Source organism: Microvirga sp. BF8, from assembly GCF_059888585.1.
The window spans coordinates 658,013-673,857 of record NZ_CM187619.1; the positions used below are offsets into that span (position 1 = coordinate 658,013).

The 15,845-nt window shown below is 59.5% G+C and carries 14 protein-coding genes; 11 read left to right on the plus strand and 3 right to left on the minus strand.

Annotation, left to right across the window (positions count from 1 at the left end):
• Positions 1-554: 554 nt before the first annotated feature.
• From AC522E_RS03065 to AC522E_RS03085, 5 genes are read left to right on the plus strand one after another with little or no spacing between them, the layout of a single operon-like run.
• Positions 555-1,031 (plus strand): formate dehydrogenase subunit gamma, encoded by a 477-nt coding sequence (locus tag AC522E_RS03065; RefSeq protein WP_500748927.1) that lies wholly within the window; start codon positions 555-557, stop codon positions 1,029-1,031.
• Complete coding sequence (locus tag AC522E_RS03070) at positions 1,028-2,584, plus strand: formate dehydrogenase beta subunit (RefSeq protein ID WP_500748928.1); 1,557 nt, start codon at positions 1,028-1,030, stop codon at positions 2,582-2,584. Before AC522E_RS03065 ends, AC522E_RS03070 begins: the two co-directional genes overlap by 4 nt.
• Positions 2,585-2,595: 11 nt before the next feature.
• On the plus strand, positions 2,596-5,439 hold the full coding sequence (fdhF, locus tag AC522E_RS03075) for a formate dehydrogenase subunit alpha (protein ID WP_500748929.1): 2,844 nt from the start codon (positions 2,596-2,598) through the stop codon (positions 5,437-5,439).
• 46 nt (positions 5,440-5,485) lie between these two features.
• Positions 5,486-6,268, plus strand: a complete 783-nt coding sequence (fdhD, locus tag AC522E_RS03080) for a formate dehydrogenase accessory sulfurtransferase FdhD (RefSeq protein WP_500748930.1) — start codon at positions 5,486-5,488, stop codon at positions 6,266-6,268.
• A gap of 20 nt (positions 6,269-6,288) precedes the next feature.
• Positions 6,289-6,543 (plus strand): formate dehydrogenase subunit delta, encoded by a 255-nt coding sequence (locus tag AC522E_RS03085; RefSeq protein WP_500748931.1) that lies wholly within the window; start codon positions 6,289-6,291, stop codon positions 6,541-6,543.
• Positions 6,544-6,563: 20 nt separating this feature from the next.
• Here AC522E_RS03085 and AC522E_RS03090 read toward each other — a convergent pair whose 3' ends face one another.
• The 3 genes from AC522E_RS03090 to AC522E_RS03100 are packed head-to-tail and all read right to left on the minus strand — an operon-like array spanning position 6,564 to position 8,276.
• A complete protein-coding gene (locus AC522E_RS03090) occupies positions 6,564-7,376 on the minus strand; it encodes an anti-sigma factor family protein (protein WP_500748932.1) in 813 nt (270 codons plus the stop codon).
• Positions 7,373-7,882, minus strand: a complete 510-nt coding sequence (locus AC522E_RS03095) for a sigma-70 family RNA polymerase sigma factor (RefSeq protein ID WP_500748933.1) — start codon at positions 7,880-7,882, stop codon at positions 7,373-7,375. Before AC522E_RS03095 ends, AC522E_RS03090 begins: the two co-directional genes overlap by 4 nt.
• A gap of 34 nt (positions 7,883-7,916) precedes the next feature.
• Positions 7,917-8,276 carry a COG4315 family predicted lipoprotein gene (locus AC522E_RS03100; protein WP_500750571.1) on the minus strand — a complete coding sequence of 120 codons (360 nt, stop codon included), beginning with the start codon at positions 8,274-8,276 and terminating at the stop codon, positions 7,917-7,919.
• Positions 8,277-8,657: 381 nt separating this feature from the next.
• On the opposite strand from AC522E_RS03100, the gene AC522E_RS03105 reads away from it, so the two are divergent.
• The 6 genes from AC522E_RS03105 (at position 8,658) to AC522E_RS03130 (ending at position 15,810) form a co-directional block, all read left to right on the plus strand.
• Positions 8,658-10,640 (plus strand): AMP-dependent synthetase/ligase, encoded by a 1,983-nt coding sequence (locus AC522E_RS03105; protein ID WP_500748934.1) that lies wholly within the window; start codon positions 8,658-8,660, stop codon positions 10,638-10,640.
• Positions 10,637-11,437: an ABC transporter ATP-binding protein gene (locus AC522E_RS03110; protein ID WP_500748935.1), complete on the plus strand. Its 801-nt coding sequence runs from the start codon at positions 10,637-10,639 to the stop codon at positions 11,435-11,437. The genes AC522E_RS03105 and AC522E_RS03110 overlap by 4 nt, the downstream gene beginning before the upstream one ends.
• Positions 11,438-11,446: 9 nt before the next feature.
• Complete coding sequence (locus AC522E_RS03115; RefSeq protein WP_500748936.1) at positions 11,447-12,403, plus strand: branched-chain amino acid ABC transporter permease; 957 nt, start codon at positions 11,447-11,449, stop codon at positions 12,401-12,403.
• Positions 12,404-12,414: 11 nt separating this feature from the next.
• Positions 12,415-13,500 (plus strand): branched-chain amino acid ABC transporter permease, encoded by a 1,086-nt coding sequence (locus AC522E_RS03120; RefSeq protein WP_500748937.1) that lies wholly within the window; start codon positions 12,415-12,417, stop codon positions 13,498-13,500.
• Between the two features lie 79 nt (positions 13,501-13,579).
• Positions 13,580-14,902, plus strand: coding sequence for an ABC transporter substrate-binding protein (locus AC522E_RS03125; protein ID WP_500748938.1), 1,323 nt, complete (start codon positions 13,580-13,582; stop codon positions 14,900-14,902).
• Positions 14,903-14,979: 77 nt separating this feature from the next.
• The gene (locus tag AC522E_RS03130) at positions 14,980-15,810 is read left to right on the plus strand and encodes an ABC transporter ATP-binding protein (protein WP_500748939.1); all 831 of its coding nucleotides are present in this window, start codon (positions 14,980-14,982) and stop codon (positions 15,808-15,810) included.
• Positions 15,811-15,845 lie beyond the last annotated feature (35 nt).

A 15,845-nucleotide genomic window follows, 5' to 3' on the forward strand; every position in this document is an offset into this window, starting at 1 on the left:
TGCGGAACTCGAGCCGCTCCAAGCTACCGGTATCACTCAGGGTCCATGAACCAGCCTGACCCAACCGGCCCCTTTCAGATTCTGCATTCTGTTGCAACGCTGGAGGCTCCGGATGCCGGCAGCCGGTGGCGGAATTGTCCGTCCGGACACAATCTCCCCGGCCTTCGCGATACGAAGCCGAGAAGCCCTCAGCCTCTGATGCACTGGGAACCGGCCTTGGCCAACGGTGTGTCGATCCACGCTCCGGATCCGGTACCCCATTCGCGGTCTTTCTTTCGTGCAGGGAGAGGTCGGGACCAATCCCGGAAACTCCACCAGAAGCTTTGTAGCCCTGACCCCTTCAGAGCCAGCCCAGTCGGTCCCGTGGCCGAACCAGTGGCATCGAACGGGCTGTCCTCCCGCTTGGAACCGGTGCGAGGAATGACCCGCCAAGGCGGTCTTGCCGATGATTGGCGTCCGCCCGGGATATTCTTCAATCGCAGCCCGAACCGGCTATAGTACCGAATGCTGAATCCGATCAGTCCTTCCGATTCAGCACGGCTACAGGGGAGAAGATGCCCAAGACTGTTCAGTGGGACGATGTCCGGGCGAGGGAGATCGTTGCGAACCATTCAATGCTGGATGGGGCCGCCCTGCCCATTCTTCACGCCCTCCAGCGCGAGTTCGGGTTCATTCCCGACGAAGCCATTCCTCTCGTCGCCTCCGCGCTCAACCTGTCGCGGGCCGAAGTCCATGGAATCGTTACATTCTATCATGATTTCCGCCGCACGCCGCCGGGCCGGCACGTCCTCAAGATTTGCCGTGCGGAAGCGTGCCAGTCGATGGGCGGCGCTGCCCTCTCTCGCGACTTCCTGGCCCAACAGGGGGTCGATTGGGGGGGGACGACCAAAGATGGCAGCCTTACGATCGAGAGCGTTTATTGCCTCGGCCTCTGCGCCTGTTCACCCTCCGCCCTCTATGATGGGGAGCCCATAGGTCGTCTCGATGGCGAAAAGCTTCACGCCATTGCGCAGGAGGCGAGGGACCGATGACCAGAGTTTACTTGTCCCAGGATTCAGCCTCCCTGGCGCTCGGGGCGGAGGGGATCAGCCGCATTCTCGTCGATGAAGCGGCCAGGCGAGGGGAGGCTGTCGAGATTGTCCGAACCGGATCGCGCGGACTCTTCTGGCTCGAGCCTCTCGTGGAGGTCGAAACGCCGGAGGGACGGATCGCCTACGGGCCACTCGATGTTGCCGAGGTTCCAAGCCTCTTCGGGGCAGGTTTCCTTCTCGGCGCTCCCCATGCGCGGAGACTTGGGCGTTTGGAGGATCATCCTTACCTCGCCCGCCAATCCCGCCTGACCTTTGCCCGATGCGGCATCGTCGATCCGCTGTCCCTGGACGATTATCGGATCCACGGTGGGTTCAAGGGGCTCGAGCGGGCTCTGAGCCTTGAGTCTGTAGCCGTGGTTGCCGAGGTAAAAGGCTCCGGCCTGCGGGGACGGGGCGGCGCGGGATTCCCGACCGGGGTCAAGTGGGACACGGTCCTGAATCTCGATGCGGACCGGAAATATGTAGTCTGCAACGCGGACGAGGGCGACAGTGGCACGTTTGCCGACAGGATGCTCATGGAGGGCGACCCCTTCTGTTTGATCGAAGGCATGACGATTGCGGGTCTCGCCGTCGGCGCGACGAAGGGTTTTGTCTATATCCGTTCCGAGTATCCACACGCGTTTCGAACCATGAATCGCGCCATCGAGATCGCAGCGGAGGCCGGCTATCTCGGGCCCTCCATCGCCGGATCCGGGCGCGCCTTTACACTTGAAACACGGTTGGGGGCAGGAGCCTATATCTGCGGCGAGGAGACATCCCTTCTCGACAGCCTGGAAGGCAAACGCGGCGTCGTCCGCGCCAAACCGCCCTTGCCGGCCTTCAAGGGCCTTTTTGGAAGACCGACCGTTGTCAACAATGCTCTGACCTTCGCCGCCGTTCCGTGGATCATGACTCATGGCGCGAAGGCCTATGCCGGTTACGGCATGGGTCGCTCCCGCGGCACGATGCCGGTGCAACTGGCTGGAAACGTCAAGCAGGGCGGGCTCATCGAACTCGCCTTCGGACCCACGCTGCGCGAACTCGTTTACGATTTCGGGGGTGGAACGGCAACCGGCCGACCTGTGAGAGCGGTGCAGGTCGGCGGCCCTCTTGGAGCCTACTTCCCGGAAGCCATGCTCGAACTGCCTTATGACTACGAGGCTCTCTCACACGCGAAAGGCATGCTCGGGCATGGCGGCATCGTCGTCTTCGACGACAGCATCGATCTCGCCCGGCAGGCACGTTTCGCGTTCGAATTCTGCGCCGCCGAGAGCTGCGGAAAGTGTACACCCTGCCGTATCGGTGCCATTCGGGGCGTCGAGGTCATGGATCGCATCCTCGCCGGAACCGAGCGCGAGCGGAACTTCGCTGTCCTGGCGGATCTGTGTCAGCTTATGACGGATGCCTCGCTTTGCGCCATGGGTGGACTCACTCCCGTCCCCGTGCTGAGCGCCTTGACCCATTTTCCGGAAGATTTCGACAAGGCGCCACGTCAGCCTGCCGAAGCCGAGTAAGGAGCGTTTCGATGGCCCTCATCCAGGAAACCGATTACGGCACGCCAATCTCCGGATCGGAAGCGATGGTTGCGCTGACGATCGATGGTCAGGAGATCTCCGTCCCGGCCGGGACGTCCGTCATGGCCGCGGCCATGATGATGGGCACGAAAATCCCGAAACTCTGTGCGACGGATTCGCTTGAGGCGTTCGGCTCCTGTCGCCTCTGTCTCGTCGAGATCGAGGGACGTCACGGGACGCCCGCCTCCTGCACGACACCCGTGACGGAGGGCATGGTGGTCCATACCCACACGCAGAGGCTTGCCGATCTGCGGCGTGGCGTCATGGAACTCTATATCTCCGATCACCCTCTCGATTGCCTGACCTGTTCGGCAAACGGCGATTGCGAGTTGCAGGACATGGCAGGCGACGTGGGCTTGCGGGAAGTCCGATACGGCTACCAGGGAGAAAACCATCTCGACGCTCCCGACGACGTCTCGAATCCTTATTTCGCGTTCGAGGATTCCAAATGCATCGTGTGCTCGCGCTGCGTGCGTGCCTGCGAGGAGGTGCAGGGGACCTTCGCCTTGACCATCCAGGGGCGAGGGTTCGATTCTCGCATGTCTCCAGGAGGGTCCGACTTCTTCGGGTCCGAATGCGTATCGTGTGGCGCTTGCGTCCAAGCCTGCCCTACGGCATCCCTGAACGAAAAGAGCGTCATCGAACTTGGAAAACCCGAACACTCGGTGATTACCACCTGTGCCTATTGCGGGGTCGGCTGTTCCTTCAAGGCAGAGATGAAGGGCAATACTCTCGTGCGCATGGTTCCCTACAAGGATGGGAAGGCCAACGAAGGCCACTCCTGCGTCAAGGGCCGCTTCGCATGGGGATATGCGACGCACAAGGATCGCGTCACCACGCCGATGATCCGGGAAAAGATCACCGATCCATGGCGCATCGTATCCTGGGACGAGGCAATCGCTCATACGGCTAGCGCTTTCAAGCGTATCCAGGCGCAATATGGCCGTGACTCGATCGGCGGGATCACGTCGTCCAGATGTACTAACGAGGAGACCTTTCTGGTCCAAAAGCTGGTCCGCGCCGCGTTCGGCAACAACAATGTCGATACATGTGCTCGCGTCTGCCACTCACCGACGGGATATGGCCTCAAGACAACGCTCGGTACGTCGGCAGGCACGCAGGATTTCGCGTCTATCGCCCATGCCGACGTGGTCGTCGTCATCGGCGCCAACCCGACGGAGGCGCATCCGGTCTTTGCCTCGCGCATGAAAAGGCGATTGCGGCAAGGAGCGCGCCTGATCGTAATCGATCCGCGGCGGATCGATCTGGTGAGGTCGCCGCATGTCGCAGCGGATTATCATCTCCAACTGCTCCCAGGCACGAACGTCGCGTTGATCAATGCTCTTGCTCACGTCGTCGTCACCGAAGGTCTTGTCGATGAGACCTATGTCCGCGAGCGCTGCGAGATTGCCGAGTTTGAATCCTGGGCGCGGTTCATCGCGGAGCAACGGCATTCCCCGGAGGCCGTCGAACCGCTGACGGGTGTTCCGGCCGCTGATATCCGCGCAGCAGCGCGCCTTTATGCGACCGGGGGCAATGCCGCGATCTATTACGGGCTGGGCGTCACCGAGCACAGCCAGGGTTCGACGATGGTCATGGGCCTGGCGAACCTTGCCATGGCCACGGGAAATCTCGGACGCATCGGCGTCGGCGTGAATCCTCTACGCGGACAGAACAATGTTCAGGGATCCTGCGACATGGGATCGTTTCCGCACGAATTCTCCGGCTATCGCCATGTCTCCGACGACGCAACCCGCCACATGTTCGAGGCACTGTGGAATGTTCCGCTCCAAAGCGAACCGGGCCTCCGGATCCCCAACATGCTGGATGAAGCGGTCGATGGGCGTTTCAAGGGACTTTACATCCAGGGTGAGGACATCGCGCAGTCCGATCCCGATACCCGTCATGTCACGGCTGGTCTGAAAGCGATGGAGTGTGTCGTCATCCAGGATATCTTCCTGAACGAGACCGCCAAATACGCTCATGTCTTCCTTCCGGGATCCTCGTTTCTCGAGAAGGATGGAACCTTCACCAACGCTGAACGACGGATCAACCGCGTCCGCAAAGTGCAGCCGCCACTCGCAGGCATGGCGGACTGGGAAGTGACGATGGCGCTTTCGAATGCTCTCGGCTATCCGATGCATTACGGGCATCCGAGCGAAATCATGGACGAGATCGCTCGTCTGACACCGACATTCGCTGGGGTTTCCTATGAAAAGCTTGAGCGTCTCGGTTCGGTACAGTGGCCGTGCAATGACGCCGCTCCGCTCGGCACACCGACGATGCATGTGGATCGGTTCGTACGCGGCAAGGGCAAGTTCATGTTGACCGAGTTCGTGCCGACTGAGGAGCGCACGGGCCCACGCTTTCCCCTTTTGCTCACGACGGGGCGCATCCTCACGCAATATAATGTCGGAACTCAAACGTGCCGTACTGAGAACAGCCGCTGGCACGAAGAAGATGTCCTTGAGATCCATCCCTTCGATGCAGAAAGTCGCGGCATTCGAGACGGCGACCTGGTCGCCCTGGAAAGTCGCTCGGGTGATATCACGCTCCACGCCCTCATCAGCGAGCGCATGCAGCCCGGCGTCGTCTATACGACGTTCCATCACGCCAAGACCGGCGCGAATGTCGTGACGACCGATTTCTCCGATTGGGCCACCAACTGCCCGGAGTACAAGGTGACGGCTGTGCAGGTGCGTCGCACCAACAGAATGTCCGACTGGCAGGCGCGGTTCGCCGAGGAAGCCCACAGCCTCAAGCGTATCGAAAGCAACCTCGATGCGGCAGAATAAGGTTCAGACAACATTTCCTCTGGCGCAGGAGGTTACGACATCCGTCGTGTCCTTTGACCGCGACGGCTGCAGTCCCGGCCTACGAACGATACCCACGGAAGAACCTATCAACGTCATCTACGCTGGAATTCCATTTGCGGTGATGATGGCAAGCCCTGCCGATCTTGAGGATTTCGCCATCGGTTTCAGTTTCACTGAAGGCATCGTCGAAAGTGTGGACGACGTCCGCTCCATTCACGTCGAGAGGGAGGAGCGCGGCATCCGGCTGCTCATAGATCTTTCGGCTGAGGGGCTGCATGCGCATCTGGCCCGAAAACGTGCCCTTGCCGGCCGTACGGGGTGCGGGTTGTGTGGAATCGATGATCTAGGGGCACTTCCAAAGGCACGTCCACCCGCGGAGCCTGCGCCAACACTGGCGCCTTCTGCCGTCCGCAAGGCTCTCAACACGCTCGAGGGCAACCAGCCGCTCAACGAGTCGACGCGCGCTGTGCATGCGGCCGCGTGGTCGGATCTTGAAGGGAACATCCTGTTCGTCCGAGAGGATGTAGGCCGACATAACGCCCTGGATAAGCTGATCGGGGCCCTGTGCCGCAGCAGCATTGTGCCAAGCCGAGGCTTCTGTATCGTAACCAGTCGTTGTTCCTTTGAGCTCGTTGAGAAAGTCGCGGCCTTCGGTGCGAGAACGCTCGTGGCGATCTCAGCGCCGACATCGCTCGCACTGGATCGGGCACGTCTCCATGATATGACCCTCATCGCCATCGCTCGCCATGACACGATGACAGTATTTCATGGCCTCGAGCGTATCGATCAACAGGGCGTGTCCTCATGAGCTCCGAAAAGCTGATCCATATGGCCAACCAGATCGCGGGGTTCTTCAGGTCCTACCCGGAAGAACAGGCTATTGCCGGGATTCATGATCATCTCGCCGCTTTTTGGACGCCCCATATGAGGGACGCCATCATGAGCTGTGCATGGGAAGAGGGAAACGGGATCGATCCTCTCGTCCTCCTAGCACTGCGGACTTTTCCAACTGCAAAGGGTTCTGTCGAGAAGCCCGCCGCCGGCCCAAGCCAACCTGACCCGCAAGGGCGGGATGCTGGTTGAACAATGCGGGGGCGCGACGTCTAGAGGTTGTCCCTGCGTGTCGGGGGCTGCGGATCCTCTTGCCGATAGATCGTCTCGGCGATCGACAAGAGCGTTTCGCGATCGGTGCTGCCCGTAACCACGTAAGACAGGTCGCGATCGATCCACGAGAACGCAGCTATGTCGCCCTGTGCCTCGAAGCGGAAGGCGGTCGGCTGACTGCCGCTGTCCGGACGCGCGTAGAATGTCAGACGCTTCCCTTTGCTGTCCTCATACATAAAGAGAGCAGCCGGGGACGATCCTGCAGGAAGCAATCGGCCGCCGACGAGATGGAATCCCTGCTGCGTCAAATCGGGAGCCTTGATCCGCTTGCCGAGGCGACGGGAGAGCCACTGCACCAGATGAGCTTCCTGATTGGCACCGACCTCAACTGGATGGGCCGTTTCGACCACATAGGTCCGGTAGGCTGCCATCGCATCCTGCGCGACTCGTCGTGTCTCCACAGGGCCCGGCGTGACTTGAGACGTGATCCAGGCGTGGCCGGCAGCGCCAATGACCGAGCCCACAATGAGCCATGCAGCGGCCGCGGCCGTGGCCGTCCACGCCCGAGAGAACCCGCGACGGTGACCGGCCATGATATTGGCAACCCGGAGACGGGCTGGAATGGGTTCGCTGGCCTTCGCGCTTAAGCGTTGACGCAGCGCCTCCCGCTGCTGGGTATAAGCGGCGACCTGTGCGGCGGACCTCTCATGGTTTTCGAGATAGGACTCCACAGCAGCCCTGCGCTCGGGGGGCAGATAGCCATCCACGTAAGCCTGAAGGTCGTCTTCGCCGATCGGGAGCTCAGTCGTCATTTCACTCTCCTGAGCACCGTCATCCGCCCGGTTTCCATGAACCGCCTCATTTTCTCCCGTGCCCGGCTCAATCGGGACATGATCGTCCCAACCGGGACGGCGAGCGCCTTGGCCGCTTCTTCATATGAAAGATCCTCGACACTCACGAGCAGCATGACCGAGCGCTGTTCCTCTGGCAGGGCGTCCAGGGCTGTTAGGATATCCTGCAGGCCCGGCTGCTCGTCGGGGGCGCTTTCCGGGGAGGCCCAATCGACAAGCGTGTCCGTGCCGACCTGGATACCCCGCCGCTTCTGTTGCCGTATCCGATCTACGAACAGGTTGTGCTGGATCGCGAAGAGCCAAGCCTTGAGTCCGCCATCCCGTCGCCGCGAGTGCCACTTGCCGATCGCGCGCTCGAGGGTATCCTGGACAAGATCGTCGGCCGCCTCACTGTCGCGCAAGAGGGCCCAGGCGTGACGCCGTAAACTCGGAATGAGCGGTTCGAGAAGGGCGGCGATCTCGTCCAAGACAGGTACCTTCTACCCTGGGTTCATCCGGATCTTAGGGCGCAGCAACATGCCAGATGTTATTGACGCCATCGCCCGTTGTCTCGCCAGGCTTTGTATCCTTAACCCATGTATAGAGCGGCTTGCCTTTGTAGGCCCATTGCATTGAACCGTCGTCACGCTTCACGAGGCTCCATTCCCCTGACGCCTTCGCGCTGGCGTCGGCCATGAGGGGGGGCCAGTTCTGTGCACAAGTTCCATTGCAGTTGGACTTGCCCGTAGCATCCTTGTCAAAGGTGTAGAGGGTCATGCCCTTCATATCGACGAGAGCCTTGCCTTTTGAGGTCTCTGCAATCTTCGCCGGTGTTGCGGTCTGGGCAGCCGCGACGCTCGCGCCGAGCAGAGCGCCGAACAGGACAGCCGTACAGAATGTCGATTTCAACACGGTTTTTCTCCCTGGGCCGGTATTGACCCACCTATTGAGACGACGAGATTGCCCCTTTATTCCGGAGACATATGTATTCTTTGCTGATTTTTTTTCGCGAATGCCAACCGAGGTCAGATATCCGGCTGTCCATCCGAACCGATAGACGCATTAGTCCATCGTAGTGGTCGCCAAGGGATGGCTAGGTCTTGTGGAAAGCCTGGTGGCGATACAGAATGCCCGGCAACAAAGCCCAGTACTGGGTAAGAGCCGGGCGAGCCCGGCAGAGTGCGTAGGAAAAACTGCGCCGCAGAGGAAACGAAGCCGCATGGCACGCTCAGCAGGCGCGCTGTGTCCGGAGAGGAGGCGTCGGTGACGACGATTGCTGACTCGCGCGAGGATACATTTCCGAAGCTGATTGTCAGCAATGCACGCGTTCGCCCGCAGCGGACCGCCTTTCGCCACAAGGATCTCGGAATCTGGCAATCGTGGACTTGGGCGGAGGTCCACGAGATCGTCCTGGCCTACGCCGCCGGCCTCCATGAACTCGGCCTGCGCCGTGGTGGGAAAATCGCTGTCATAGGCCACAATCGTCCTTATCTTTACTGGACGATCATGGCGGCTCAGTGGATTGGAGCGACACCGATCCCGGTTTATGCCGATTCCGTCGCCGAGGAGATGTCGTACGTCCTCGCTCACGCCGGTGTCACCCATGCCGCCGTTCAGGATCAGGAGCAGGTCGACAAGCTGATCTCCGTCTCAGGCGAGCTGCCTGAACTGGACCGCATTCTTTACGACGAGGATCGGGGACTGCGAGATTACGACCACAGCCGCCTGCATTCGATCCGATCGGTTATCGAGCGGGGACGTGACAGGCTGAAGGACGGCGAGAGCGCAGCCCTGTTCCAGCGGGAGCTCAAGGCCGGCAAGGGGTCCGATCTTGCGATCATCCTCTACACTTCAGGGACGACAGGCCGCCCGAAAGGAGTGATGCTGACGTTCGACAGCGTTATCGCCGCGGCAGAGATCGGATGCAATTTCGACAATCTCGATGAGACCGACGAGATCATCGCCTATCTTCCGATCGCATGGGTGGGGGACCATATTTTCTCGTATGCCCAGGCGATTCTGTCAGGGCTTTGCGTAAACTGTCCCGAAAGCCCGGAGACGATCGCCGACGACAGGCGGGAGGTCGGGGCTACCTATATCTTCGCACCGCCCCGCGTGTTCGAAAGCATGTTGACGCTCACGATGGTCCGTATGGAGGATGCCGGAGCGCTCAAACGGCGCATGTTCAAGTACTTCATCGACCACGCGACAAGGGTCGGTGAAAGGATCCTCAACCGGGACGCAGGCGTCGGCCTTTGGGGCCGCTTCGTCTGGCATGTGGGGAATGCCCTGGTTTATGCGCCGCTGCGCAATCGCTACGGCATGACCAAGTTGAAGGTGGGATACACAGCCGGCGAGGCCATCGGCCCGGAGATCTTCCGGTTTTATCGCTCCATTGGCGTCAACCTGAAGCAACTCTATGGGCAGACGGAAGCCTCCGTCTACATTACCATGCAGCCCGACGGGGAGATTCACGCCGATACCGTCGGAAGGCCCGCGCCGCGGGTCGAGATTCGCATCGATGAGAACGGCGAGGTGCTCTACCGGTCGCCCGGCGTCTTCGTCGGCTACTACAAGGACGACGAGAAGACGGCGGAAACAAAGACGCCGGATGGCTTCGTACGTTCGGGCGACGCAGGATTCTTCGATGCCGCCGGCCACCTGAAGATTATCGATAGAGCGAAGGATGTGGGGCGGCTGCGTGACGGTTCGCTTTTCCCGCCGAAATACATCGAGAACAAGCTCAAGTTCTATCCGAACATCAAGGAGGCGGTATGCTTCGGCGATGGGCGCGACTATGTCGGATGCTTCATCAATATCGACCTCGTCGCCGTCAGCAACTGGGCGGAGCGCAACGGGGTGACCTATGCCTCCTACCAGGAGCTTGCCGGCCACCCGCTGGTTTATGACATGATCGAGAAGCACGTCGATGAGGTCAACTGTTCCCTGGCCGCGGAGCCCCGCATGGGCGGAGCGCAAATCAAGCGTTTCCTGATTCTGCACAAAGAACTGGATGCCGACGATGGGGAGTTGACCCGTACCCAGAAGGTTCGGCGCGGCTTCATCGCGGAGCGATACGCCACTCTGATCCAGGCGCTTTACGATGGGTCGTTGGAAACCGACGTCACCACGGAGGTGACATTCGAGGACGGACGCAAGGGAGCAATCTCCGCGCGCGTCAAGCTGCGCGATATGGCGCCTCATCCCTACAAAGAAGGCGTTGCGCTGCAGGAGGCAGCGGAATGAGACCCTTCGCACAACAGACGGCAGGCACGGACGATACGCTTTTAGCCGTCGAGAACGTGTCCTTGAAGTTTGGAGGCGTGAAAGCACTCACTGACGTTTCATTCGATATCAGGAAAGGCGAGATTCGGGCGATTATCGGTCCGAACGGTGCCGGGAAGACCTCGATGCTCAACTGCATTAACGGCTTCTACTATCCGACCGAAGGCCGCATTACCTTCAAGGGGGAGACGCGGCGAAAGATGCGGCCGCATGAGGCGGCGCGCGGGGGCATCGCGCGTACCTTTCAGAATGTCGCCCTCTTCAAGAGCATGTCGACGCTCGACAACATCATGGCCGGACGCTCCCTCAAGATGAGAGCGAGCTTCTTTTGGCAACTGTTCCGTCACGGCCCCGCCCTGCGGGAGGAGGTCTCACATCGGAAGGTGGTCGAGGACATCATTGATTTCCTTCAGATTCCGCACATTCGCCACATCCCGGTCGGCCGACTTCCTTATGGATTGCAAAAGCGTGTGGAGCTTGGGCGTGCCCTCGCCATGGAGCCGGATCTACTCCTGCTCGATGAACCTATGGCTGGAATGAATCTCGAAGAGAAGGAGGACATGTCCCGCTTTATCGTCGAAGTGAACCAGCAGTTCGGGACGACGATCGCGCTCATAGAGCACGACATGGGCGTGGTTATGGATCTCTCCGACAGGGTTGTCGTGCTGGAGTACGGTCGAAAGATTGCGGACGGGACACCCGAACAGGTGAAAGGCGACCCACGCGTCGTCGACGCCTATCTCGGCGTGGCGCATTGAGGAGGACACATGGATATTTTCTACAAGGTCCTCGTGGAACCCTTCATCTTCATGGGGGAAGCCCCGGACCTTTTGGTGCAGACCCTCTGGGAGGGCCTTGTGTCCGGCGTTCTCTACGCGCTGATAGCACTTGGCTTCGTCCTGATCTTCAAGGCGTCCGGTGTCTTCAATTTCGCCCAGGGGATCATGGTCGTCTTTGCCGCGCTGACTCTGATCTGGTTCTACGAAAAAGGCATTCCCGCCTTTATGGCGCTCATTCTTACCGCGATCGTGATGCTGCTTCTCGCCATGGCGGTAGAGAGGATCGTTCTTCGCCCTCTCGTCAACCAGCCGGACATCATTCTTTTCATGGCGACCTTCGGCTTGACCTATCTTCTGATCGGTCTGGGCGAGTTGGTCTTCGGCGGTTCTCCGAAGGAAATGATTACTGATGCCCTCCTTCTGCCTCAAGGCACGACGGAACTGACCATTTTTGGCGGATCGGTCCGCTTCCAGCATCTCGATATCGCGGCGGCCATAATTGCGTCACTCATCATCGGGCTTCTTGCCGTCTTCTTCTCGAAGACGCGGATCGGTCGCGCGTTGCGCGCCGTTGCCGACAGTCACAAGGCTGCTCTATCCGTCGGCATCTCCCTGAACCAGATCTGGGTCATCGTCTGGTTCGCTGCCGGGATCGTGGCCCTCGTTGCGGGCATCATGTGGGGCGCCCGATCAGGCGTCTCCTTCTCTCTCCAGATCATCGCCCTGAAGGCACTTCCCGTGCTTATCCTGGGTGGTTTCACCTCGATCCCCGGAGCCATCATCGGCGGCCTGATCGTCGGAGTCGGGGAGAAGCTGGGTGAGTTCTATTGGGGTCCGCTCGTCGGCGGCGGGATCGATACCTGGCTTGCCTATGTCATTGCACTGCTGTTCCTCCTCTACAGGCCGCAAGGGCTGTTCGGGGAGCGCATCATCGAACGTATCTGAGGGAACGACGCGTGCTCTATCGTGAAGCGGGACAGTTCAAAACCACCTATTCGTCCGACATGGCGGTTTTCCGCCTGCGGGAAGATCGGATCGGGCTGACTGTCATCATCCTAGCAGCCTACGGACTCACCTTCGTCGGAAGTGACTTCCTCCTTCAGGCCGTTCTGATTCCCTTTCTCGTCTTCTCGCTCGCAGCCATTGGTCTTAACATCCTGACTGGCTACGCGGGCCAATTGTCGCTCGGCACCGGCGCATTCATGGGGGTCGGTGCCTATGCATGCTATAAGCTCATGACGGCTTTCCCTGATGTGAACGTCATCATTTGGATTCTTGTGTCCGGCCTCTTTTCGGCCGTTGTCGGCGCGCTTTTCGGGCTACCTTCCCTGCGCATCAAGGGTTTCTACCTTGCTGTTGCGACACTGGCCGCTCAGTTCTTCCTGCAATGGTGCTTCATCCGCATACCGTGGCTCGTGAACTACAATGTGTCAGGAGCGCTCGATGCTCCCTTGCGGACTGTTTTCGGCATCCCGGTCGTCGGTGCCACAGCGACGCCGCAGACGCGCTACTTCGTTGTCCTTTCCCTGGTAATCCTGTTGACGTGGTTCGCATCGAACCTCGTGCATGGTCGCATCGGGCGAATGTGGATCGCTGTGCGGGACATGGATCTCGCGGCGGAGTTGATGGGAATCCGCCTGCTTCGGACAAAGCTTATGGCCTTTGCCGTGTCATCCTATTTCTGCGGGGTGGCAGGAGCGCTCATGGTATTTCTCTGGTACGGCGGTGCCGAGTACGACGTCTTCAACATCAATCAATCCTTCTTCATTCTGTTCATGGTGATCATCGGAGGACTCGGCAGCCTTATCGGGTCCTTCTTCGGCGCCGCCCTCATCTTCATCATGCCAATTCTGCTTGGCGTGGTACTGCCAATCATGCTCTCGCCCTTCGGGCTCTCAGTCGGCTCCGAGACCATTGAGCATCTGCGCTTCATGATCGTGGGCGCGCTCATCATATTTTTCCTGATCGTCGAACCACACGGACTCGCGCGGCTCTGGCAGATCGGCAAACAGAAGCTCCTGGTCTGGCCGTTTCCCTACTAAGGTAGCTGGGACGCCGCTAAGCCAAGGAGACATCGCTCGACAACGACCGGTTCAGCCGGACAATATGGGAGAAAGGCAGATGTCTTTACGTAGAATGGGCCTTGGATTGGCCGTTGCAACGCTGATGGGAGGTGCGGCGCTTCCCGCGGTCGCGCAGGATTCCATTTACGTGCCCTTGTTCACCTACCGGACGGGGCCTTTTGCTGGATCGGGTACTCATATCGCCGACGGCATGCACGATTACCTTGAAATGCTGAACCAGCGCGATGGCGGTATTGGTGGGGTCAAGCTCGTCATCGAAGAATGCGAAACGGGATATGATACCAAGAAGGGCGTCGAATGCTACGAGGCGGTGAAGGGTAAGAATCCTGTCATCGTCAATCCGTGGTCGACAGGCATTACCTTGCCTTTGATTCCCCGTGCGGCTGTGGACAAGATCCCCATCCTTTCGATGGCATATGGTCTGTCGGCCTCGGCACGCGGTGACATCTTTCCCTGGGTCTTCAACCCGCCAAGCACCTACTGGGACGGCATGTCGATGATCGTCAAGTATATCGGCGAGAAGGAGGGCGGACTCGACAAGTTGAAGGGCAAGAAAATCGGCTTCCTTCATCTCGACGCCAGCTTCGGAAAAGAGCCAATTCCGCTGCTTGAAGAACTCTCAAAGGAACTCGGGTTCGAAGTAAAGCTCTATCCTGTGGCTGCGCAGGATATGCAGAATCAGTCGTCCCAGTGGTTGAGCGTCCGTCGCGACCGTCCGGACTACATGGTGATGTGGGGATGGGGCTCCATGAATGGCGGCGCCATCAAAGAGGCCGTCCGTTCCGGTTATCCCATGGACAAGTTTCTCTCCGTCTGGTGGCCGGGAGAGGACGATGCCAGGAGCGGGGGCGCCGGCGCCAAGGGGTTCAAGATGCTCAACTGGCATGGCGTCGGAACCACCTATCCCGCCCTGCAGGACATTCTCAAGAATGTGGTCGACAAAGGACTCTCGAAGGCTTCCAAGGACAAGGTTGGCGAACTGCTCTATAACCGCGGCGTCTATAATTCGCTTTTGATCGCCGAAGCCATCGCGAACGCTCAGAAGCTCACGGGCAAGAAGGCCGTGACGGGCGAGGATGTCCGCCGCGGCATGGAGACGATCAACCTCGATCCTGCTCGCCTCAAAGCGCTTGGGCTCGAAGGCTTTACCGATGCGATTGCGCTGTCCTGCAGCGACCACAACGGCCACCGTCCCGCCTTTATGCAGGAGTGGGATGGCACGAAATGGGTCAAGATCTCCAATCCCATCGAGCCCATGGGCGACCGCGTGCGGGCGCAGCTCGATGCGGCTGCCAAGGACTATGCGGAAAAGAACGCAGGTTGGCCCAAGCGGACGGAGGCCTGCGACAAGGCAAGCTAATTTCCCTTTGAGTAACGCAGCAGGTGCGTGGACGGGATCGGGTCCTGTCCGCGCGCAGCCCTGATAAGGAAATCGCGGTGGAACAGGCGGCTCAGGCGAAGGCTGAAGATCTCGTTCTCTCAGTCAACAATATCGAGGTCATCTATGACCACGTGATCCTTGTCCTCAAAGGTGTGTCCTTAAACGTTGTGCGTGGCGGAATCGTCGCGCTTCTAGGTGCCAATGGGGCAGGTAAGACGACAACCCTGAAAGCGATATCGAATCTGCTTCATGCGGAGCGGGGGGAGGTAACAAAAGGCAGCATCGCGTTCGATGGAAAGCGGGTCGACAAGCTGTCCCCCAACGAACTGGTACGTCGCGGCTGCATTCAGGTCCTCGAAGGGCGCCATTGCTTCGGCCATCTGACGATCGAGGAAAATCTCCTGACCGGTGCCTTCACGCGCCGCGACGGGAACGCCGCGATTCGGCGCGATCTTGAAAACATTTACGACTATTTCCCACGTCTGAGGCAGCGACGCGGCTCCATGGCAGGCTACACGTCAGGCGGCGAACAGCAGATGTGTGCAATTGGACGGGCGATGATGTCTCGACCAAAGATGATTTTGCTGGACGAGCCATCAATGGGTCTCGCTCCCCAGATCGTGGAAGAGATCTTTGAGATTGTCCGCAAGCTCAATGAATCAGAAGGTGTGTCATTTCTCCTCGCTGAACAGAACACCAATATGGCGCTGAAATACGCAACCTATGGCTATATCCTTGAAACGGGCCGTGTTGTCATGGATGGCCCAGCTGCCATGTTGCGCGAGAACGAGGATGTGAAGGAATTCTACCTCGGTGTTTCCGAAGGAGATCGGAAATCGTTTCGGGAGGTGAAGAGCTACAAGCGCCGCAAGCGCTGGCTCGCCTGACACCTTTCACCTGTACTCAAGGATAGAGAGCAAGA

Coding starts and splice junctions, on each gene's coding strand:
- AC522E_RS03065 (WP_500748927.1), top strand. CDS start 555: ATGCCCAAGACTGTTCAGTGGGACGATGTCCGGGCGAGGGAGATCGTT.
- AC522E_RS03090 (WP_500748932.1), bottom strand. CDS start 7,376: ATGACGACTGAGCTCCCGATCGGCGAAGACGACCTTCAGGCTTACGTG.
- AC522E_RS03115 (WP_500748936.1), top strand. CDS start 11,447: ATGGATATTTTCTACAAGGTCCTCGTGGAACCCTTCATCTTCATGGGG.
- AC522E_RS03125 (WP_500748938.1), top strand. CDS start 13,580: ATGTCTTTACGTAGAATGGGCCTTGGATTGGCCGTTGCAACGCTGATG.
- AC522E_RS03070 (WP_500748928.1), top strand. CDS start 1,028: ATGACCAGAGTTTACTTGTCCCAGGATTCAGCCTCCCTGGCGCTCGGG.
- AC522E_RS03110 (WP_500748935.1), top strand. CDS start 10,637: ATGAGACCCTTCGCACAACAGACGGCAGGCACGGACGATACGCTTTTA.
- fdhF (WP_500748929.1), top strand. CDS start 2,596: ATGGCCCTCATCCAGGAAACCGATTACGGCACGCCAATCTCCGGATCG.
- AC522E_RS03085 (WP_500748931.1), top strand. CDS start 6,289: ATGGCCAACCAGATCGCGGGGTTCTTCAGGTCCTACCCGGAAGAACAG.